Origin of the sequence: Pedobacter nyackensis (genome assembly GCF_900176505.1) — a bacterium.
GTDB lineage: Bacteria > Bacteroidota > Bacteroidia > Sphingobacteriales > Sphingobacteriaceae > Pedobacter > Pedobacter nyackensis.
The window spans coordinates 45,233-67,590 of sequence record NZ_FWYB01000011.1 but is presented as its reverse complement, the minus strand read 5'-3'; the positions used below and the strand labels follow the sequence as shown (position 1 = coordinate 67,590).

21 protein-coding genes are annotated in these 22,358 nt (G+C 39.6%); 14 read left to right on the top strand and 7 right to left on the bottom strand.

The genetic code is table 11. From position 1 onward, the window contains the following. Positions 1–10 precede the first annotated feature (10 nt). Genes B9A18_RS17940 through B9A18_RS17925 form a run of 4 tightly spaced genes read left to right on the top strand, consistent with a single transcriptional unit; the run spans position 11 to position 2,899 of the window. A complete protein-coding gene (locus tag B9A18_RS17940; RefSeq protein WP_084290924.1) occupies positions 11–571 on the top strand; it encodes an RNA polymerase sigma factor in 561 nt (186 codons plus the stop codon). Positions 572–605: 34 nt separating this feature from the next. Then, a complete protein-coding gene (locus B9A18_RS17935; protein WP_084290923.1) occupies positions 606–1,235 on the top strand; it encodes a hypothetical protein in 630 nt (209 codons plus the stop codon). A gap of 11 nt (positions 1,236–1,246) precedes the next feature. Beyond that, entirely contained in the window at positions 1,247–1,696 is a 450-nt protein-coding gene (locus tag B9A18_RS17930) for a hypothetical protein (protein WP_084290922.1), read from the top strand. Positions 1,697–1,711: 15 nt separating this feature from the next. Further along, positions 1,712–2,899, top strand: coding sequence for an aspartate aminotransferase family protein (locus tag B9A18_RS17925; RefSeq protein WP_084290921.1), 1,188 nt, complete (start codon positions 1,712–1,714; stop codon positions 2,897–2,899). Between the two features lie 13 nt (positions 2,900–2,912). On the opposite strand, the gene B9A18_RS17920 is transcribed toward B9A18_RS17925, so the two are convergent. The 4 genes from B9A18_RS17920 to B9A18_RS17905 form a co-directional block, all read right to left on the bottom strand. Continuing rightward, complete coding sequence (locus tag B9A18_RS17920) at positions 2,913–3,833, bottom strand: DUF58 domain-containing protein (protein WP_084290920.1); 921 nt, start codon at positions 3,831–3,833, stop codon at positions 2,913–2,915. Between the two features lie 64 nt (positions 3,834–3,897). After that, complete coding sequence (trxA, locus tag B9A18_RS17915; RefSeq protein WP_073232517.1) at positions 3,898–4,218, bottom strand: thioredoxin; 321 nt, start codon at positions 4,216–4,218, stop codon at positions 3,898–3,900. 129 nt (positions 4,219–4,347) lie between these two features. Then, positions 4,348–8,778, bottom strand: a complete 4,431-nt coding sequence (gene dnaE, locus B9A18_RS17910) for a DNA polymerase III subunit alpha (RefSeq protein WP_084290919.1) — start codon at positions 8,776–8,778, stop codon at positions 4,348–4,350. A gap of 88 nt (positions 8,779–8,866) precedes the next feature. Next, positions 8,867–9,352 carry a lipocalin family protein gene (locus B9A18_RS17905; RefSeq protein WP_084290918.1) on the bottom strand — a complete coding sequence of 162 codons (486 nt, stop codon included), beginning with the start codon at positions 9,350–9,352 and terminating at the stop codon, positions 8,867–8,869. A gap of 138 nt (positions 9,353–9,490) precedes the next feature. On the opposite strand from B9A18_RS17905, the gene mdh reads away from it, so the two are divergent. Beyond that, positions 9,491–10,429: a malate dehydrogenase gene (gene mdh / locus B9A18_RS17900; RefSeq protein ID WP_084290917.1), complete on the top strand. Its 939-nt coding sequence runs from the start codon at positions 9,491–9,493 to the stop codon at positions 10,427–10,429. Positions 10,430–10,442: 13 nt separating this feature from the next. Next, the gene (locus tag B9A18_RS17895; protein WP_084290916.1) at positions 10,443–10,868 is read left to right on the top strand and encodes an aspartyl protease family protein; all 426 of its coding nucleotides are present in this window, start codon (positions 10,443–10,445) and stop codon (positions 10,866–10,868) included. 200 nt (positions 10,869–11,068) lie between these two features. Here B9A18_RS17895 and gyrB read toward each other — a convergent pair whose 3' ends face one another. After that, the gene (gyrB, locus tag B9A18_RS17890) at positions 11,069–13,027 is read right to left on the bottom strand and encodes a DNA topoisomerase (ATP-hydrolyzing) subunit B (protein ID WP_084290915.1); all 1,959 of its coding nucleotides are present in this window, start codon (positions 13,025–13,027) and stop codon (positions 11,069–11,071) included. A 255-nt stretch (positions 13,028–13,282) separates the two neighbouring features. Here gyrB and B9A18_RS17885 point away from each other — a divergent pair, with 255 nt between their 5' ends. Beyond that, a complete protein-coding gene (locus B9A18_RS17885) occupies positions 13,283–13,870 on the top strand; it encodes an OmpH/Skp family outer membrane protein (RefSeq protein ID WP_084290914.1) in 588 nt (195 codons plus the stop codon). A 65-nt stretch (positions 13,871–13,935) separates the two neighbouring features. Then, positions 13,936–14,418: a nucleoside deaminase gene (locus B9A18_RS17880; RefSeq protein ID WP_084290913.1), complete on the top strand. Its 483-nt coding sequence runs from the start codon at positions 13,936–13,938 to the stop codon at positions 14,416–14,418. 4 nt (positions 14,419–14,422) lie between these two features. Here B9A18_RS17880 and B9A18_RS17875 read toward each other — a convergent pair whose 3' ends face one another. Next, a complete protein-coding gene (locus B9A18_RS17875; protein WP_159452680.1) occupies positions 14,423–16,333 on the bottom strand; it encodes a TlpA disulfide reductase family protein in 1,911 nt (636 codons plus the stop codon). 107 nt (positions 16,334–16,440) lie between these two features. On the opposite strand from B9A18_RS17875, the gene B9A18_RS17870 reads away from it, so the two are divergent. After that, positions 16,441–17,175, top strand: a complete 735-nt coding sequence (locus B9A18_RS17870; protein ID WP_084290911.1) for an EcsC family protein — start codon at positions 16,441–16,443, stop codon at positions 17,173–17,175. On the opposite strand, the gene B9A18_RS17865 is transcribed toward B9A18_RS17870, so the two are convergent. Then, entirely contained in the window at positions 17,172–17,570 is a 399-nt protein-coding gene (locus tag B9A18_RS17865; RefSeq protein WP_084290910.1) for an RNA-binding S4 domain-containing protein, read from the bottom strand. The two genes, B9A18_RS17870 and B9A18_RS17865, sit on opposite strands and share 4 nt — an antisense overlap. A gap of 116 nt (positions 17,571–17,686) precedes the next feature. Here B9A18_RS17865 and B9A18_RS17860 point away from each other — a divergent pair, with 116 nt between their 5' ends. The 5 genes from B9A18_RS17860 to B9A18_RS17840 are packed head-to-tail and all read left to right on the top strand — an operon-like array spanning position 17,687 to position 22,350. Further along, positions 17,687–18,505 carry a 2,3,4,5-tetrahydropyridine-2,6-dicarboxylate N-succinyltransferase gene (locus tag B9A18_RS17860; protein ID WP_200816389.1) on the top strand — a complete coding sequence of 273 codons (819 nt, stop codon included), beginning with the start codon at positions 17,687–17,689 and terminating at the stop codon, positions 18,503–18,505. A gap of 11 nt (positions 18,506–18,516) precedes the next feature. Then, positions 18,517–19,668: a glycosyltransferase family 4 protein gene (locus tag B9A18_RS17855; RefSeq protein WP_084290908.1), complete on the top strand. Its 1,152-nt coding sequence runs from the start codon at positions 18,517–18,519 to the stop codon at positions 19,666–19,668. Further along, the gene (locus tag B9A18_RS17850) at positions 19,649–20,215 is read left to right on the top strand and encodes an L-threonylcarbamoyladenylate synthase (RefSeq protein ID WP_084290907.1); all 567 of its coding nucleotides are present in this window, start codon (positions 19,649–19,651) and stop codon (positions 20,213–20,215) included. The genes B9A18_RS17855 and B9A18_RS17850 overlap by 20 nt, the downstream gene beginning before the upstream one ends. A 26-nt stretch (positions 20,216–20,241) precedes the next feature. Then, positions 20,242–21,648, top strand: coding sequence for a CCA tRNA nucleotidyltransferase (locus B9A18_RS17845; RefSeq protein WP_084290906.1), 1,407 nt, complete (start codon positions 20,242–20,244; stop codon positions 21,646–21,648). 57 nt (positions 21,649–21,705) lie between these two features. After that, entirely contained in the window at positions 21,706–22,350 is a 645-nt protein-coding gene (locus tag B9A18_RS17840; protein ID WP_084290905.1) for an IS1096 element passenger TnpR family protein, read from the top strand. Positions 22,351–22,358: the final 8 nt, after the last annotated feature.

Genomic DNA, 22,358 nt, shown 5'->3' with positions numbered 1-22,358 from the left:
AATTCAATTAATGAAGCAGGTTGAAGATTCAGAGATTTTAGAAAAGTTCTTAAACGTAAAAACTCGTGATGAAGCCTTTAACCTGCTTCTGAATAAATACCAGCAGAAAATCTACTGGCATATCAGGCGTTTGGTAATTGACCATGATGATGCCGACGATCTGGTACAGGATACCTTTATAAAGGTTTGGAAGAATCTTGAAAAATTCCGCAGTGACGCTCAACTGTATACCTGGATTTATCGCATTGCGACCAATGAAACGATTACTTTTTTAAATAAAAAGAAACAGCGTAACAACACCCCGTTAGACGAGGTATCTGCAGAACTCGCTGAAACTTTAGTGGCTTCCTCTCATTTTAACGGAGATAAGGTTCAGCTAAAACTTCAACAGGCCCTGCTTACCCTACCCGAGAAGCAACGACTAATATTTAACATGAAGTACTTTGATGACTTGAAATATGAGGAAATTTCGAACATCACAGGTACCAGCGTAGGGGCCTTAAAAGCCTCATTTCACATCGCGGTGAAAAAAGTTGAAACTTTTATGCTAAATGAAGACATTACCTTTTAAACCTTTTGGCTTATAATGCATCAATATATTTGAAATGGATAATAATTTAGAAAATAACGATTGGAAGAAGGAAGCCCCCATTTTGGCGGCCTTGCCTATCCACAATCCTTTTTCTGCTCCCGAAGGATATTTTGACGATTTATCGCTACAGATTACAAATGTGGTATATCTTGAAAAAATGAAAAACAAAGTGGCTGAACCGGGTTTTAACACACCTGAAAACTACTTTGATGAACTTAGTCAGGATATCAATACTGAAATACTAACATCACGCCTTAAATCTATTTCAACTGCTCAGAATTTTACTGCTCCGGCAAATTATTTTGAGCAAATGCAACAGCGAATCCTTGATCAAACGGTTAGAAAAGAAACTAAGGTATTGCGCTTGTGGCATTCAAGACTGTTAAAATACGCTTCGGCCGCCTGCCTGGCGATATTATGCAGTATTGGTTTTTATTTTTACCAGCACAAGTCTGCAGGCAGCAAATTAGCGTATATGGATATGGCTACCGAGCAGATGCTATATGACATTGACGAACAAGTGATCATTGATCACATAGAGGCTAATGGCCTTGAACAAGCAAAACCATCGGCTTCAGAGCTAGCCATGGAAAACTATATCCTCAGCAATTACTCGCAAAGTGATATTGCTGGGAATTTATAATCTATCATCTAATGAAAAACCTAATTATAGCTGTCCTCTTCATACTCCCAACTTTTGCTATCGCACAAAGGGGTAGCGAGCGCAATGCTGAAATTGAATCTTATAGAATTGCCTATTTAACTCAAAAACTTGATCTGTCGACCGAAGAGGCCAGGATTTTCTGGCCAATTTATAACGACTGGCAACGAGAGCAGGATCTTTTACGTAAAGAACGCACAAAAATGATCAGTTTCAGAAAGATAACAGAAATTGAGGCGCTGTCTGACACGGAGGTTCAAACATTGATTCTGAATGATTTCAGCTTTAAACAGAGGGAATTAAACCTGGAAAAAAGATATTTTCTAAAGTTAAAATCCAGCCTACCTATAAAAATAGTCGGCAAATACTATAGAGCTCAGGAAGCTTTCAAACGAGAATTACTGGCTAAATACAGGGCCAACGCCTCGCCACAGCGAAATTAATTCGTATTTTTGTGTATGCTTACACAACGTCAATTATTTCTGCAACATAATGCTCAAACAACCTTAGAACCGCTATTGCTGGAATTTGTCAAAGCCAGCGGGATGTATCTTTATGATACAGAGGGCAAAAAATATATGGATTTAATTGCCGGTATTGGTGTAAGCAATGTAGGGCATTGCCACCCGGCAGTTGTAACAGCGGTACAACAACAGGCAGCAAGTTATATGCATATTATGGTTTATGGAGAGTTTGTTCAAAACCCTCAGGTAAATTTTGCTAAAGCGCTTTCTGATGTGCTTCCTCCAAATTTAAATTGCACTTACTTTGTAAATTCAGGAGCTGAGGCCGTTGAAGGAGCCATGAAACTAGCAAAAAAATATACTGGACGTTCGGAAATCATTTCCTGCTACAATTCTTATCATGGCAGCACCCAAGGCGCCCTTAGCCTGATGGGTAATGAGGAATTTAAGCAAGCCTACAGACCACTTTTACCACATATAAAATTCATCAACTACTGCCATTTACCCGATTTGGACCTGATTACTAACCAAACTGCGGCTGTATTTATGGAAACCATCCAGGGTGAAGCTGGAATAAAAGTAGCGGACAAAGCTTATTTCACAGCACTTAGAGAAAAATGTACAGCGACAGGCACATTGCTTGTTCTTGATGAAATACAATGTGGCTTTGGCCGTACCGGAAGAATGTTTGGTTTTGAGCATTTTGACATTGTCCCTGACATACTGCTATTGGCTAAAGGTATTGGCGGAGGAATGCCTATTGGCGCCTTTATCAGCTCCAAAGAAATGATGCTAACGTTGGCAACAAATCCGATACTAGGTCATATCACAACCTTTGGTGGCCACCCAGTAAGTTGTGCAGCAGGATTAGCTACTTTGCAAACCATCATTAGCGAAAACATTGTAGCAGGCGTAACCGAAAAAGGTTTACATTTTAGAAAACTACTTCAACATAAAGCCATTAAAGGAATACGCGGTATTGGATTAATGATGGCTGTAGAGTTCGAAAGCTTTGAGGTAAACAAAAAGATTATTGATGCTTGTATTGCAGATGGCTTAATTACCGACTGGTTCTTACATTGCAGCAATGCGATGCGTTTAGCACCACCACTGATTATCACTCACGAAGAAATTGAAAAAGCTTGTGCTATTATTCTGAAGAATATTGATGCGATAGCATAATATCTTAAATTTTTTAGCTCATTTTTTGGCGCTTGATCAGATAAGCTTGTAATATCGGATAAAAGCCCTGCGCAATATCGGCATCTATCATATCGATTTTGTATTGGCTGCATTTTAATTGAATTTCCTGGCGGTATTCCTGCATACGGGCAAGGTAAGCATCCTTAACCTTTGATGTATGGGTTTTCAATGAAGCTCCTGTTTCCATATCGACAAATTCATATGGGCGGCTCTCGAATTTAAAATCTACTTCTTTAGCTTTATCAGTAACATTGAAGATGATGACCTCGTGTTTATTGAATTTCAAGTGCTGAAGCGCAGCAAACAAGCCTTCAATATGATGTTCATCCTGCATTGTGCTGAGCATATCACTAAAAATAACAACCAGGGAACGCTTATGAATCAGTTCGGCAATTTGGTGCAATGCGCTTTCCAAATTTGTCTGCACATTCATTTGTTCCTGGTTAAGAATCTCTTCCAACTTTGCAAACAAAAACTTTTGATGTGTAGTTGTTGATTTTGCTGTGGTATTCAATACCAGATGATCGGTAAAGAGGCTTAAGCCAAATGCATCACGCTGCCTTTTTAACAGGTAAATCAGCGCAGCAACAGCCTGTACTGAAAAATTGAGTTTGTTGTATTCCTTTAAAGGGAAATACATGGATGATGAAACATCAATAATAAACTGACAGCGCAAATTAGTCTCCTCTTCATAGCGCTTGCTAAACAGTTTATCGGTCCTGGCATATAACTTCCAGTCTATATTTTTAACGTTGTCACCAACATTATAAAGCCTGTGTTCAGCAAACTCAACAGAGAAACCATGAAAAGGGCTCTTGTGCAGTCCAGTGATAAAACCTTCAACCACCTGTCGGGCTAGTAGCTCGAGGTTAGTATTAAAATGTAGACTTTGTTCATCGATGGGCGACTGCATAGTGTAAATATAAAAAAAGCGTTCATAATGTTATGAACGCTTTTTTTATTGGTATTGAAATATATTACAACAATTGCTTGTCTAATTTTTGTGCAAGTACTGATTTAGGCACAGCACCAACTTGCTTATCTACTACTTCACCGTTTTTGAAGAACAACAAAGCCGGGATGTTGCGGATGCCAAACTGAGTAGAGATTTGAGGGTTGTTATCAACATTAACCTTTCCTACAATTGCCTTTCCGTCATATTCCTTTGAGATTTCATCTACAACAGGACCTACCATGCGACATGGACCACACCATTCCGCCCAAAAGTCAACTAAAACGGGTTTATCTGATTTTAACACAACTTCCTCGAAGTTAGCATCTGTGATTTCTAAAGCCATAATTCTATTTTTTTTAAATTAGTTATCTTATCTATTGCCTGAGTCTGATTTACTTAATCTATGGCTCATGCAGGTTGCAAATATATAATCAATTGTAATGCCATCAAGTTTGGTAATGCCATTATGACATTAGTTCAACTTTGAGGTCACATTTAAAGCGTCCAATTCCGCTAAAAAATCGTTTGTAGGGTTAATTTTAAACGACTTTGAGGGCATTTTCACCACCACGTTTTGCTCTCTATCGTATACATCAAAGAGCAATTGACAGTTTTGCTGCTCAGTGCTGGCCTTATTATTCTCAAGAATGGCGTGCACCTGAGCCATAAATTCATCGTTAACGCGCTCTATTGGCACCTGTATGGTTACACTCTTAGCTAATTTGTCTCTTAATTCTGACAACAGGTTAATCGAGGTAATTTTAAATTCCCAATCTCCTTCTTTTCTAAAGCGCTCTCCTACCCGTCCACGGATTTGCAAAAAGTATCCGTCAGTTAAAAACTGTTTGAATTTGATGAAATCGTCCCCAAATAAGGCCAGTTCACAGGTGTCCTCATAATCTTCGAACACCATTGTACCGAAAGGTTTTCCGGTTTTTGTCATGCGTTGTGCGGCAATAACGACCAATCCCCCCACTACTAGTTCCCTGTTCTTTATGCTTTCAAACTCGGCAAGAACTTCTTCATTGGTGTCACCGGTTCTTATTTTATTCACCAAAGCCAAGTGTCGTACTTTATTCTGACAGAATTCCTTTAGCTCTAATTTATAATTATCAAGAGGGTGCCCGGACAAAAATATTCCGATAGCATCCTTTTCATATTTTAGTCTGTCTATTAAACTCCACTCGGGCGCAACGGGTAAGCTAGGCTCAAGAATAAGATCGGCAACAGTGCCTCCAAACAATGAAGATTGTGAAGATGACTCATTGCTCTGAAAATCATTGGCATACTTGATTACCTTTTCAATACCATTCATTTTGTCGTTAATCCCAACAAAAAAATACTGGGCGCGATGATTACCGAAGCAATCAAATGCACCGCTGTAAATGAAACTTTCGTAAGCTTTTTTATTTACGGTACGCGTGTTCGATCTTCTGGCAAAATCATAAAGATCTTTATACATCCCCTTCTCTGCACGGTCTTCAATGATACTTTCTACAGCCTTATCACCAACACCTTTGATACCGGACAGACCAAAACGAACTTCGCCCTGCGTATTTACAGAAAACTTAGTACCCGACTCGTTTACATCCGGTCCAAGTACCTGAACGCCCAATTGCTTACACTCTTCCATAAAGAAGGCTACCTGCTTAATATCGTTCATGTTGTTGGATAGTACTGCAGCCATATATTCAGCCGGATAGTGTGCTTTTAAATAGGCTGTTTGATAAGCAATCCATGCGTAGCAGGTAGAGTGCGATTTGTTGAAGGCGTAGGACGCAAAAGCTTCCCAGTCTTTCCAGATCTTCTCTAATGTTGCCGGATCATGTCCCTTTTCCGCAGCCTGCTTTACAAACTTTGGTTTCATCTTATCCAGAACTTCTTTCTGCTTCTTACCCATCGCCTTACGCAAAACATCGGCCTCACCTTTGGTAAATCCGGCTAACTTTTGCGATAAAAGCATCACCTGCTCCTGGTATACGGTAATTCCGTAAGTTTCTTTCAGATACTCTTCACAAGCATCTAAATCGTATTTAATCTCTTCTTCACCATTCTTTCTGCGTACAAAACTCGGGATATACTCCAGCGGTCCGGGACGATACAAGGCGTTCATGGCAATTAAATCCGCAAATACTGTCGGTTTTAATTCCTTCATGTATTTCTGCATCCCTGTACTTTCGTACTGGAAGATACCGATCGTTTCACCTCTCTGGAAAAGCTCGTAAGTCCTGACATCGTCGATCGGGAAGTTATCCGGATCAAGGTCTATATTATGTCTAAATTTAACCAGTTTAACCGTATCCTTAATCAGGGTCAAAGTTTTCAACCCCAAAAAGTCCATTTTCAGCAAGCCGGCGCTTTCTACCACCGAGTTATCGAACTGGGTAACATATAGATCTGAGTCCTTTGCTGTAGCTACAGGAACGAAATTGGTAATATCGCTCGGCGTAATGATTACCCCGCAGGCGTGAATACCCGTATTCCTTAAAGATCCTTCCAGGATCTGTGCCTGTTCCAGTGTTTTAGCACCCAGATCTTTTGCTCCTGCCAGATTTTTAAGCTCCAGTACTTTCTCGTACTCATCCGCACGAAGTGCTTCTTTTAAGGTCTTTTCATCAAGTGTAAAGATCTTAGCCAGCTTCATATTAGGAATCAGCTTGGCAATTTTCTCCGCCTCAAATAATGGGAGATCCAATACCCTTGCTGTATCTTTTACTGAAGACTTAGCAGCCATGGTACCATAGGTGATGATTTGTGCCACCTGGTTGGAACCATATTTTTTGATTACATAGTCCATTACCCTGCCACGGCCTTCATCATCAAAATCGATATCGATATCGGGCATGGATACGCGGTCGGGGTTCAGAAAACGCTCAAAAAGGAGATCGTACTTGATTGGATCTATATTGGTAATTCCTAAACAATATGCTACCGCAGAACCTGCGGCAGACCCCCTACCGGGACCTACAGATACATCCAGATTTCGGGCCTCAGCAATAAAATCCTGTACAATCAGGAAGTATCCCGGATATCCGGTTTTTTCGATGGTCTGCAACTCGAAATCAAGACGTTCCTCAATCTCAGGGGTAATTTCGCCATACCGTTTTTTGGCACCTACATAAGTTAAGTGTCGCAGGTATTTATTCTCACCCCTTTTACCACCATCCTCTTCATCTTCCTTAACCAGAAATTCCTCGGAGATATCAAATTTAGGTAAAAGGACTTCGCGGGCGAGTTTATAGATTTCGATCTTATCGACAATTTCCTGAATATTAACAATTGCTTCCGGTAAATCAGCAAATAGTCCCTTCATTTCGTCAGGTGACTTGAAATAGTACTCCTGATTGGGCAAACCGAATCTAAATCCGCGGCCTCTTCCTATTGGGGTTGCCTGTTTTTCACCATCCTTCACACATAATAAAATATCATGTGCATTGGCATCTTTTTTATTAATGTAATAAGTATTGTTAGTAGCAATCAGCTTAACATCATGTTTTTTTGCAAGTGTTACCAGCGAGGTATTTACAATATCTTCATCCTCCTGGCTATGGCGCATCACCTCAACATAAAAATCTGCACCGAACTGCGATTTCCACCAAAGCAAGGCTTCTTCCGCCTGCTTTTCACCGAGGTTCAACAATTTACTTGAAATCTCTCCGTATAAGTTACCGGACAATACAATGATATCCTCTTTATATTGTTCAATAACGGCCTTATCTATCCTAGGGATATAGTAAAATCCCCTGGTGTAAGCTATAGATGACATTTTGGCCAGGTTATGATAACCGGCTTTATTTTTCGCCAATAATACTACCTGGTAGCCATTGTCCTTTCTACTCTTGTCTTCATGATTTTCACACACGAAAAATTCGCAACCTACAATTGGTTTGATGATTGCCTCTTCAGGAGTTTTTCCTTCGTCGATAGCAGCTTGATTCCTGGCTTCTACCCCTTTGTTGTGATTAAGTACCTGTGCAACAAAATGAAAGGCTCCCATCATATTGGCATGATCGGTCATGGCTACAGCACCCATTTTATAACCTGCAGTGGCCTTTATCAGGGAAGGGATATTTATGGTCGACTGAAGAACAGAGAACTGGGTATGGTTGTGTAAGTGCACAAAATTTGCCGATGCGAGTTCCTTTTTGTTCTCTTTCAGCGTATCCTTAGAAACTTTAGGCGCTTCGGTCTGTTGTAAGCGCTTCCTGATTTCCTCTGAAGCAGACTTTAGGTTAACGTGATTTAAGCCTACCCGTTCAAATACTTGTGGTGTATTTTGTTTAAAACGTTGTATATAGGCCTGATCAGTCTGTAATTGATCAAGCCTGAAAACCTCTAATTTGATCAGCTGTAAAAAACAACGTGTAGTCGCCTCCACATCGGCCGTTGCATTGTGGGCTTCAGAAAATGGCTCACCAAAAAGATATTGGTGAAGTTCTGTTAACGTTGGCAGTTTAAACCTTCCCCCACGTCCACCTGGAAGCTTTAACAGTTCAGCTGTAGTTTCGGTACAAGTATCGAGCACTGGCATTTGCGCCATCGGACTGTCAACACCGAGACGGTGAAACTCACAACCCATAATGTTCACATCGAAGCCAACATTTTGTCCGACAACAAATTTAGCTTTAGACAAAGCCACGTTAAATTTCTCTAGTACTTCGGCAAGTGGTATACCCTGTTCTGCCGCAAGTTCTGTTGAAATCCCGTGAATACGTTCAGCATCGTATGGAATATTAAATCCATCGGGGCTTACCAGGTAATCCTGGTGTTCAATCAGATTACCGAGTTCATCATGTAATTGCCATGCGATCTGAATACACCGTGGCCAATTGTCCGTATCGGTAATTGGGGCATTCCAATTGCGTGGTAAACCTGTGGTTTCGGTATCAAATATTAAATACATAGCTGGTAATTATTCTCGTTTTCTGAAATCAAAATGAAGGCTCAAAAATACGGAATTTTAGCTGCGTTTGATGAAAGCAATTGTAATTTTAAGCAGGTTCCTTTTCAAGCTCCTGACGCGGGGCTTTATGTCCTTGAGATACAAGTCTGCTGGTATCGTAACCTTTCTTGTTACATCGATCAACAATCTCCAACAACAGCTCCTTTGGTAATTCGGGCCTACGCGACATAATATAAAGGTTCTTATGCTTAGGGTGGCCCACTACTACATAAGAATAATCCTCAGCGAGCTCAATCACCCAATAATCATGCTTAAATGGCCATACAACCTGGGCTTTGAAAACGGCATTCCCTGTTCCCCGAACTACAAATAATTTAGACCTTATGTACTTTCTTTTTTGCTCTCCTACAATGTTGTAAGTAGTAAAAACGGCATAGTACCCATCGGGATGGATCACATAAGTTTCTATTTTCCTTCGCCAATGCTTGTCCATAAAGGTAGGAGTAGAATACAATGAATACCACTTCCCTGCGTACGCCATAATATCTACCCGTTTTACTGGTTGGTTATTCATAAGCTCCGATTATCAAGTATTTGGCAAATGTAAATTCTTTATCATAAAACCACTAACGTTAAATAAAGTTTTCAAAAGCATTTTTTAAACACATCTTATTTTCTAACTTCGACAGAAGGTAACATAAAACAAATATTTATGAAGATAACAGTTGTAGGCGCGGGTGCCGTAGGTGCCACATGCGCAGATAATATTGCCAGAAAAGAATTAGCCGAAGAACTTATTTTATTAGACATCAAAGAGGGGTTTGCTGAAGGCAAATCAATCGACATGATGCAGACATCGGCCTTGTTAGGTTTCGATACTAAAATTAAAGGTGTTACCAATGATTATGCGAGCACAGCCGACTCTGAAGTAGTAGTAATTACTTCAGGACTACCACGTAAACCAGGCATGACTCGTGAAGAATTGATCGGTACAAATGCAAATATTGTAAAAGGTGTTACCGAGAATATCTTAAAATACTCTCCCAATACGATCATCATTGTGGTTTCCAACCCAATGGACACCATGAATTACCTTACCTTAAAAACTTCAGGCTTACCTAAAAACCGAATTCTTGGTATGGGTGGAGCATTAGATTCATCAAGGTTTAAATATTACTTAAGTCTGGAACTAGGCTGCTCTCCTGCAGATTTAAATGCTGTAGTTATTGGTGGCCATGGTGATACAACCATGATTCCATTGATCAACCATGCAACCTGGAACAGTATCCCGGTAACGCAATTATTAACCAAGGAACAGCAGGATAAAGTTGTTAAAGCGACAATGGTTGGTGGCGCTACATTGACAGGATTAATCGGCACATCTGCATGGTATGCTCCGGGAGCAGGAACAGCTACCATGGTTGAAAGTATTGTGCGTGACCAGAAAAAACTAATCTCTTCAGGTGTTTACCTGGATGGCGAATATGGACAAAAGGATATATCGTTGGTAGTACCTGTCATTATCGGCAAAAATGGTGCTGAGAAAATCCTTGACTTCAAACTAAGTGATGAAGAGCAGGCTGCATTTAGTAAAAGTGCAGAGGCGGTACGCAGCATGAATGCGGTACTGACTGATATGAAACTAGTTTAGCAAGCGCATTTGAATGAGAACAATTTCTGTTCCCCTGATTTTAATAAATTTACAAGACGACGGTTTCCACCTATTGGTGGAAATTGTTGCTTTTGGGCAAAAGCTATTAGCGGTGGTTGATACCGGGGCCTCGAGATCTGTTTTCGACAGGTCGTTTATCGAATCTCATGTCAAAGAGATAGAACATACCGAAGAAGCCCATGCCACTACTCTTTTTACAACCTCCAGCACTTTACAGGCAACCATCCCTAAATTAAAGGTGGGTGGCCTGATTTTAAAAGATTACGAAACTGTCGCGCTTGATCTGGAGGCCGTAAATCAAGCTTACGAAGGCTTAGGACACCCTCCTATCGGGGCAATAATTGGTGGCGATCTGTTGTTGCAGTTTCATGCAACAATCAATTACCGGAAAATGAAATTGTTCCTGTATAAGGAATAAAAAAGCTGCCATAGATTTTATACTCCATGACAGCTTTTTTATACGATTGGGATTACTTTGTTTTCTCTAAAAATTTAGCCAATTCCTTCTAAACAACAACTAATTGCAGGACGAATCCCCAATAAAAAAGAGGGTACCTGCTGGCACCCTCTTTTTGTTATTTTGAAATAAAAAATTACCTTCTCAACGGGTATTTTTTACTATGCATCAATCTTCGCATATTTTGCATTACGTTCAATAAACTCTCTACGCGGAGCAACTTCATCACCCATCAACATAGAGAAAGTATGATCGCATTCAGCAGCATTTTCTATAGTAGCTTGCATCAAAGTACGTGTTGCAGGGTTCAGGGTTGTATCCCAAAGCTGTTCAGCGTTCATCTCACCCAAACCTTTATAGCGTTGAATATGTACGCTTTCTTCTTTACCTGCACCTTTTAAACGTTGTACGGCAGCATCACGTTGCTTATCATTCCAGCAATATTCAAACTCTCTACCCTTTTTAACCTGATACAAAGGCGGCGCAGCAATGTAAACATAACCCGCTTCGATAAGCGCCTTCATATACCTGAAGAAGAAAGTTAAAATAAGTGTTGTAATGTGTGAACCGTCAATATCAGCATCCGTCATGATCACAATCTTGTGGTAACGAAGCTTGGTAATATTTAAAGCTTTATCATCTTCCGGAGTTCCTATGCTTACACCTAAAGCTGTAAACATATTCTTGATCTCATCATTTTCATAGATCTTATGCTCCATTGCTTTCTCCACGTTCAGGATTTTACCTTTTAATGGAAGGATAGCCTGGAAGTTACGGTCGCGGCCCTGCTTAGCAGTACCACCCGCCGAGTCTCCCTCCACCAGGTATAACTCGCATTTTTCCGGATCACTATCAGAGCAATCGGCCAGTTTACCAGGTAAGCCTGAACCGCCCATAACACTTTTACGTTGAACCATCTCACGAGCCTTACGCGCTGCTGCACGGGCTGTTGCGGCAAGAATAACCTTATTAACGATCATTCTGGCCTCTTTCGGATATTCCTCCAGGTAAATACCCAGTGCTTCACCTACAGCGATATCTACGGCACCCATAACCTCGGAGTTACCCAATTTGGTTTTGGTCTGTCCTTCGAATTGTGGCTCCTGAACTTTTACAGATATTACAGCTGTCAATCCTTCCCTGAAGTCATCACCTGTAATCTCAAACTTTACGTTTTTAAGCAAACCGGATTTATCAGCATAAGCTTTCAATGTCCTGGTTAAACCTCTTCTAAAACCGGCAATGTGTGTACCTCCCTCATGTGTATTAATGTTATTCACATAAGAATGCACATTCTCAGAATAACTATCGTTATACTGTAAAGCAAGCTCTACAGGAATACCATTCTTTATACCTTCAACATAAATAGGCTCAGGAATCAACGAAGGACGTGTACCATCAAGGAACTGAACAAATTCTTTTAGTCCGCCTTCCGAGTGGAATAGTTCCGTTAAGAATTTACCGTCTTCCATTATTTCACGCTCATCAGTTAGCGTTAGCTTGATGCCCTTGTTCAAAAACGAAAGTTCTCTTAATCTAGAGGCTAAAGTATCAAAACGATACTCTGTGGTTTGCGTGAAAATAGTCGGATCTGGTGTAAAGGTAATTACCGTACCTCTTTTATCAGATTCGCCAACGATTTTAACATCGTATTGCGGCTTTCCTTTTTCATATTCCTGTGCCCAGATCTTACCTTCACCGTAAACTTCGGCCTTAAGATGTGTCGACAATGCGTTAACACAACTTACCCCCACACCGTGTAAACCGCCAGAAACTTTATAAGTATCCTTATCAAATTTACCACCCGCGTGTAGTACAGTCATTACAATTTCAAGAGCTGATTTTTGCTCCTTTTGCATGATCCCTGTAGGAATACCACGTCCGTTATCTTCAACCCTGATAGAGTTGTCTTTTAAAATATTTACATAAATAGTATCAGCATGACCTGCCAATGCCTCATCGATTGAGTTGTCTACTACCTCATATACAAGGTGATGTAAACCTTTAATCCCAGTATCGCCTATATACATCGAAGGGCGCTTACGCACCGCTTCTAATCCTTCTAATACCTGTATATTATCTGCCGAATAATTTGACTTTGGATCTTTTTCTTCGCTCATATTTTTTTATAAAACAATAAGATTCAAATTTAACCAATTATGGTCAATTTAAGGCAAATGTGGATAACTATTTGACCAAATAATGGCCTAAAAACATTCTAAAAACGATACTTCCTTAGGATACTAGTTTTGAAATTTTATATTTGTTGAAATTTATCCGTAAAAGATAAGTCATATGGCATTGAAATAAACGTCAGAACGCCTATCAATCAGATAACAAACACATTTTTTGACAAAAAAGAATAATTAATATAGATGAAAACAACATTAAAATTAAGCGGTATTGCTACAGCGGTTGCTTTAGTTTCTGTTATGGCATCATGCCAGAATAAAGATGATAAAGGTACTGCACCTAAAAAAAACGATTCAACGACAGTTTCAAACAGCGAAAAAATTGTTTATGTAAACTCTGATTCTCTTTTAACAAAATACAGCTACTTTAAAGACCTGAAGGTAAAATTAGAAGCAAAATCTAAAACTGCACAAACTGACCTTGCTTCTAAGCAACAAGCTTTTCAACGTGAAGTTGCTCAATATCAGCAGCAGGCTAATACCCTACCTGCCGATCAAAGAGCTTCTACAGAAGAAAGATTAGCACGTAAACAACAAGAATTACAAGCTTATACGCAAAATGCGGGCGCTGCAATTCAAAATGAGCAAGCTGCAGAAAACGAAAAACTTTACGATAAAGTTGCTGACTATTTAAAAGAATATGCGAAAAAGAAAGGCTATAAAATGGTATTGGGTTACTCAAAAGGTAACGGTACAATCTTATTTGCTGACGAAAGCTTAGATGTAACCAGCGAAGTAATTGTTGGCTTGAATGAAGCTTACAAAAAATAAATTCTATTACTGAATTGTGATGCCCCCGATCTGTCGGGGGCATTTTTTTTGTACTATATTTAGGTATGGATAAAATAGATCAACACGAAAAATTCATGAAGCTGGCCATACAGCTTTCAGAAAAAAATGTACTGGATAGCATTGGAGGTCCTTTTGGCGCAGTGATCGTAAAAGATGGAAAAGTAATTGCAAAGAGTGCAAACAAAGTTACTGCTACAAATGACCCAACTGCGCATGCAGAGGTATCAGCGATACGACTGGCGTGTAAAAAGTTAAAAACATTCGACCTGTCTGGCTGTATCGTTTACACCAGTTGCGAACCTTGTCCAATGTGCTTGAGTGCTGTGTACTGGGCAAAAATTGACATCATCTATTACGCCAACACCAAACTGGATGCAGATGCCATCGGCTTTAGCGATAAATTCATCTACGACGAACTAGATAAACCCATGAACCAACGCCAGCTTACCATCAAACAAATAATGCGTGATGAAGCCTTAAAGGCTTTTAAACTATGGGAACAAAGCCCTATCCGAACAGCATATTAAATTCTTATTTGCCTCCAGCTAACACCATACCTATCATGGTATCTAGTTCCCTTACAACTGCATCTGCAGATCCCGAAAAGCCCGTTGATTTAAAACGTATATTTCCATCCGGACCTATTATATATTTAGTAGGAATTCCGTCCACTTTATACGCGCTTACAACATCAAACTTTGATGGATCCTGTTTATTTTTGGTATCAAATAAAACATTAAACGAAACCTTCTTTTCTGCAATAAAGTCTCCAACCAATTTTTCACGGTTATCTTCTGTTTGCCAGGTATTCACAAAAAGGAAAACTACATTAGGATCGGCCGCGTACTTGGTAACCGCTTTTTGCATACCCGGAAATGAGGCTACACAAGGTCCACACCAGGTAGCCCAGTAATCAACAATAACCACTTTGCCTTTTAAATCCGACAACTTTACTAATTCTCCCTTTAAATTCCTGAGCGAAAAATCGGGTGCAGGCATATTGATCATTTTCTTTGCCCATTCTTCACGCTCTTTGGCTAGCGCCATCTTTTCCACACCTGCCAAATAGGTTTCAAAAGGCTCTTTAAGCTTCTTACTTTCATAAAGTACTTTGAATCGTTCCCTTATTTGATCAGTACCATTACCCGCTCTCAAATAACTCTCAGCGGTTGTAAATGCTTTCTCCTTATTTCCCGTCAAATCTAAATACATAACATAGCGCTCATTTTTACTAACATTGTCAAATGGCTTTGCTTTTTCCTGATAAACCAGCGCTTCAGCATTGTTACCCATGTTATGCATGATCAATGCATAGGTATCCGCATAATTCGCATAAGCTTTGGTTAAACCATCTAAATATTGTTCTTTTGAAAAGTAAAAAATGGGAACTTCGTCATTTTTTGCAGCAGTCGCCAAATCCAACGATTTTTTAGAAAGATCTGCAGCTAAGGCCGTCTCTTCGTTCTTTTCCGCTAAGTCCCAGGCAACAATATTATACAGGTCAGCCAACCTAGCTTTATCATCTATCTTATTTGCATACTGCTTGAATTTATCATATTTTTTTTCGTTGGCATACACCCGTGCAAGTTGTGGGAATATAAACGACATCCTTTTCCGGTCGCCATCTTTGTTCATATCCAAACCAAACTTCTGAATGAATTCATTAAGTCGTTGCTCCATTACAGTTCCCGCTTTCTCGGCATATATTGAATTTAAAACACTGTTCATCGCACTCGGACCTTGAGGAAATTTGGCAATAACTACTTTAAACATAGAATCAGCTTTCGGCTTTTGTTTCAAAATAGAATACATATTACCAATTAACACTAAGTTTTCTTCAGTCTCAGGCTTTGTGGCCGCCAGCTTATTGATATTATCATTAATCATCTTCCCACCGGTTTCTTTATCCTCCATGTAATTCAACCTAAGGTAGGAGATCAAAGATTTTCGCTTTAGTTTAGGGTCAATTCTAAATCCTTCATTATAAGCGGAAATCGCTTTTTCAGAATTTGCCTTCATTCCCAGATAATACCGTCCAAAAAAATCGTATACATAAGCTTCATTTATATACGCCCCGCCCGGTATTTTGCCATTTTTGGATAACTTAACAAAATACCCTTCAGGAAAATCATCCTTTACTTTCTCAGATGAAAATGCCAGCGCAACCAAATTTGTGCTATCAGTTGTGGGCACTTCGCCTTTATAAACCCCGCCTTCTTTAATCAAACGAATCTTAGTTGGCCCTGGCGATTTATATGTAAAAAGAAAAGCATCACATTCAATATTATTCTTTCCCGCAAGATTAGTACCCACCGGATCATAAACGAATTTAATCACATCTCCTGCCTCAGGAAGAGTTTTTGAAAACTTTATATGCTGACTGAGAACAGAAAGCGGCGCCATCAAAGACAGCAACAGGAAAGCACTATTGAACAATCTCATAATCATGGGTTTATATAAAAATGATACTTAAATATATAGTTTTCCATTCGAAAAAGAAAGTACTACTAAAAAAAGATCTGGTGGAATTAATGTAATTTTGTTTGGCTATGAAGTATGAAGAAAAAATAAAAATCGAGCTTGAATTCTGGAAAAGAGAAATGATGCAAAAACCTTCTCTTCTAAATAAAGTTACGAACAGTGTTCAGAAAAAGATCAATAGCTATATCCCCAAAAAAGTTCATCAAGCCATTACAACTGCCATGAAAGGTATGGTAAAGACCGTGCTCTACGGATCCACTTACACCACAACAGCCATGCCGCCAAAGGAAATGAGCATGATTCATCGGGAGGCACTTATCCTGCAAAAAATAGATAATTATTGCAAAACAGGAGCTGCCGAAGGAGGCATAACAGGTGCCGGCGGATTTTTAATGAGCATGGCAGATTTCCCAATCTTAATTGGTATAAAACTAAAAATGCTTTTTGAGATTGCCGCGCTATACGGCTTCGATGTAAAAGACTTCAGGGAGCGCCTTTACATCCTTTATATTTTTCAATTGGCATTTTCGAGTAAACAAGGCACTACAAAAGTTTTTCTGCATCTTAAAGATTGGGAAAGCCAGCGCTCCGCTCTTCCCGAACAACCTGAAGATTTTGACTGGCTTACCTTTCAACAGGAATACCGAGACTATATAGACCTCGCTAAACTGGCACAACTCCTCCCGGTAGTTGGCGCCGCAGTTGGTGCTGTGGCCAATTATCAATTGATTAAAAAACTAGGAAAAACAGCTATGCAAGCTTATCGATTACGTTTACTGGATAAACCGGCACTACCTGCCTAATCTTCCTCAAACATCCCCCCTATTAAATCATCAGTTTCCCGTCTGTCTTTTTTAGTAGGCCTGCCCGTACCGCGATCTCTTTTAAGCGCCGGTGCATGGAACATAGATTTAAATCCGTGTGTTTCCTCTAGCGGAGTAATGTCTTTGTACTTGGTGACCGCAATCTTCGATTCTACCCTGTTATACAGCAATTCAACTACCTCAATTACTTTCTTCTCTATTCCCCTCGACACCTGATATACATCCCCGGGTTTGACAATAGCCGAAGGCTTCAAATTCTGACCATTAAATTTAACACGGCCCGCTCTGCAAGCCTCAGTGGCCAGACTTCTGGTCTTAAACAACCTGATGGCCCATAAATATTTGTCTATCCGTAATTTTTCCTGTTCACTCATAACACCCCAAAAATAGTTATAATAACAATTTTATAAACTTTTCTAGAGGAAAATACACAGAAAAGATCGCTCAATACATAAAATTGATTTATTTTGTCAAAAAATAACAATCAATCATGATAGCACAATTAAAAAAGTTAGTAGAAGCCGCTTGGGACGACAGAACTTTATTAGAATATAGTGAACATTGCGAAGCAATTGAAACTGTAGTTATGCAGTTAGATAAGGGAGAATTACGCGTTGCAGAGCCTGTGCTGAACTCCTGGGGCGTCAATGAGTGGATTAAAAAAGCTGTTATACTTTACTTTCCTATCAGACAAATGAAGGAAATGGAAGTTGGCCCTTTTATTTTCCATGACAAAATGAAATTAAAAACTAATTACAAAGAAATTGGTGTAAGGGTTGTTCCTGGTGCAAGTGCACGTTATGGAGCATATTTAGCCAAAGGCGTAATTATGATGCCTTCTTATGTAAATATCGGCGCATATGTTGACGAAGGTACTATGGTGGATACATGGGCAACTGTAGGTTCATGTGCTCAAATTGGAAAACATGTACACTTAAGTGGTGGTGTTGGTATTGGTGGCGTTCTAGAGCCAATTCAAGCTTCTCCGGTAATTATCGAAGATAACTGTTTCCTGGGTTCAAGAGCTATCGTTGTTGAAGGTGTACGCGTAGAAAAAGAAGCAGTTTTAGGTGCCAATGTGGTATTAACAGCCTCTACCAAAATTATTGATGTAACTGGCCCAACTCCTATTGAATATAAAGGCATCGTTCCTGCACGTTCAGTAGTAATTCCTGGTAGCTATGCAAAGAAATTCCCTGCAGGTGAATACCATGTTCCTTGTGCCTTGATCATTGGTCAACGTAAAGAATCAACTGATAAAAAGACTTCTTTGAATGATGCATTAAGAGAAAACAACGTAGCAGTATAATTTAATAAATAATGAAAATTGGTTTTGATGGAAAAAGAGCTGCTAATAATCTTACCGGCTTAGGTAACTACAGTCGCTCGCTAATTGCCCACCTGGCAAATTATTTCCCTCAAAACCAATATTTCGTTTACAGCCCCAAAGTAAAAGACAATCCCCAGATTAAGTTTTTTACCAACACCAAGGGAATTCTGCTCAAATTACCTGAAACAAAAGGCTTGCTGTGGAGAACACTAGGCATTAAAAGACAGCTGATAAAAGATCAGATAGACCTCTATCACGGCTTAAGTCATGAACTTCCAATTGGCATCCATAAAACCGGTATCCGATCTATAGTAACCATACACGACCTCATCTTCATCCGATTCCCCCAGAACTTCGGAGCTATTGATCGCTTTATCTATAAGCTAAAAACAAAGTATGCCTGTGAACAGGCCGACCGTATCGTTGCTATTAGTGAGCAAACCAAACAAGATATCATTGAATTTTACAAGGTACATCCCGAGAAAATTGAAGTCGTTTATCAAAGTTGTGACGATAGTTTCAAATCAATTGCGGATGATGAAGTGAAAAAGGTGGTGAAGCAAAAATATAACTTACCAGATCAGTATATTTTAAATGTTGGCACCATCGAAACCAGAAAAAACCTGGTTACTTTGATAAAGGCCCTAAAAAATGTAAATGAAGATTATAAGTTGGTAGTTATTGGTAAAAAAACAGCTTACTTTAAATTGGTAGAAGAAGAAATCCAAAAGCTTGGATTAAAGGACCGGGTAATGTTCTTAAAAAACATCCCATTTACCGATCTTCCTGTCATTTACCAACTCGCCGCCACTTTTGCATACCCATCAGTTTTCGAAGGGTTTGGTATACCAATAATCGAGGCGCTATACACCCGCGTTCCGGTCGTTGCTGCAACCGGCTCCTGCCTGGAAGAAGCCGGAGGTCCATCGAGCTTATATGTTCAGCCTTACGACCACGTTGCAATGGCTAACGCCATCAACACCATATTGGCAGACCCCAATCTGCAAACAGAAATGAAAGAAAAAGGCATAGCTTACGTTCAAAAATTCAATAATGAGCAGATAAGCAGGCAAATGATGCAGTTATACACTAAAACTTTAGATAAAACTGTAATTTTACCCTATGCTAAGAACAGAAATTGAAAAGGCACTCGCTGTTTTAAAAAATGGAGGAGTAATCCTTTACCCAACTGACACGGTTTGGGGATTGGGCTGTGACGCCACCAATGAGCAGGCCGTTGCAAAAATCAACGAAATTAAAGGTCGCGCTGCCGACAAAAGCTTTATCATTCTTTTAGACACCGATGCTAAGTTGCAGAGTTATGTAACAGAAGTACCTGATGTGGCCTATGATCTGATTGAGTATACTGAAAATCCACTCACCCTCGTATTCCCAGGAGCAAAGAATCTGGCAAAAAATGCAATCAATGCGGATGGAAGCATAGGCATAAGAATCGTGAAACATGACTTTTGTCAACAACTGATTCAAAGATTTCGCAAACCTATCATATCAACTTCAGCAAATATATCCGGTGCTCCAACCCCACTCTTTTTCGACGAAATAAGCGATGAAATAAAAGAGCAGGTTGATCATATCGTTGATTGGGAACAGGAGATCAAAACGCAAAAAAAACCATCAACCATTATGAAATTAGCGCCCGGAGGTCAATTTTCCTTTATTAGAAGGTAAGTTTTACTACTTTTGCAATCTCATCAATGGAACAACATTTACAACACCCTGTTTTTAAAGCTCTTGCCGACATAGCCGACGCGCATCATATTGAAGCCTATATTATTGGGGGTTATGTGAGGGATATTTTCCTGCACAGGCCATCTAAAGACATTGATATTGTAGTGCTTGGAAATGGAATTGAATTTGCCGAACTCGCAGGGAAACAGCTGAAAAGTAAGGTAGCGGTTTTTAAAAACTTTGGTACGGCAATGCTAAAATACCAGGACCTCGAAATAGAATTCGTAGGTGCCAGGAAAGAATCATATCGCTCAGATTCGCGTAAACCCATTGTCGAGAATGGTACGATTAAAGATGATCAGTTAAGAAGAGATTTCACCATTAATGCCCTTGCGATCTCCTTAAACAAGGAAAACTATGGCAAACTGGTTGATCCATTTAATGGCTTGGTAGATCTGGAGAACAAATTAATCAGAACACCATTAGATGCAGAGCTTACCTTTTCTGATGATCCGCTACGCATGATGCGTGCCATTCGCTTTGCTTCACAACTCAACTTCTCAATTGATGAACAGGCAATAAATGCCATAAAGAAGCAAAAAGAACGCATCAGCATTGTTTCCAAAGAACGGATAACTGATGAGCTGAACAAAATCATCCTTTCAAAAATCCCATCCATTGGATTTAAATACTTATTTGATACAGGGCTCCTGCATCTTATATTTCCACAAATGTCAAATCTTTATGGCGTTGATATCATAAACGGCAAAGGACATAAAGATAATTTTTATCATACTTTGCAGGTACTAGACAATATCTGCGAAGCTACTGAAGACCTTTGGCTACGGTGGGCTGCAATTTTACACGACATTGCGAAGCCTGCAACCAAACGCTTCGAAGAAGGCCACGGCTGGACCTTCCATGGCCATGAAGACAAAGGTGCAAGGATGGTACCCAAAATATTTGCACACCTTAAACTTCCTTTGAATGAAAAGATGAAGTTTGTACAAAAGATGGTACAACTACATCTCCGCCCTATTGTTCTGGCACAGGAAGTGGTAACCGATTCGGCGGTAAGACGACTCTTATTTGATGCCGGAGAAGATATTGAAAGTCTGATGATCCTGTGCAATGCTGATGTAACCACCAAAAATGAATACAAAGTAAAAAAATACCGCAATAACTTTGAATTGGTAAAACAGAAGCTCAAAGATGTCGAGGACCGCGATAAAATCAGAAACTGGCAACCTCCTATTTCCGGAAATGACATCATGGAAATTTTCGGATTAAGCGCAGGAAAAGAAGTTGGCCTGATTAAAAACGCCATAAGAGAAGCAATTCTTGAAGGCGAAATAACAAACACATACGACAACGCATTACAGTTTATGCTTGAAAAAGCTAAAGAGTTCGGGCTTCAGCCAATAAAGCGTTAATACAATTATATAAAGTATATTTTATTTTTTAATTTTATACCTAGAAAAGAGGCTAAAATGGCAATTTATAGATTTAGAATAAGTTTCGAAGATTTCGATGAAGTAGTAAGGGAAATAGATATAAAGTCCACCCAAACATTTGAAGATTTACATAAAGCAATACACCGCTCTACGGGGTATTCTGCTGAAAAATCATCTTCATTTTTTGTGAGTACTGATAACTGGATAAAAGGTGATGAAATTGCTTATTTGCCAGTTCAGCGTAAGATCGACAGAGGAGTGACTTTGATGGAAAATTCCAAACTTAACAAGTTCATCGAAGATCCTCATCAGAAATTTTATTACATCTATAACTTCGATCGTCCTTTTGATTTCCATGTAGAACTCATCAAGATCATTCTTGATACAGATCCTAACATCGAATATCCATTCCTGGTAAAAAGTACCGGAGAAGCCCCTAAAATAATCGAGAAGAACAACTTTGATGCTGTAGCTGTATCTTCAAATCCTGTATCTACAGAGTTTGACTTCTTAAATGAAATGGACTTCGTACCCGAGGATACCGAAGAGATTGAAGCAATGGGTGGAAGAGGAATCAACACCGAAGAAAAATCAGAGGATGCTGAAGAAGACTCAGACGATACGGACGAGTTCGCAGACAATGACTTCGAAGACGAAGAATATAAGGAAGACGATTATTAATGCCCTAT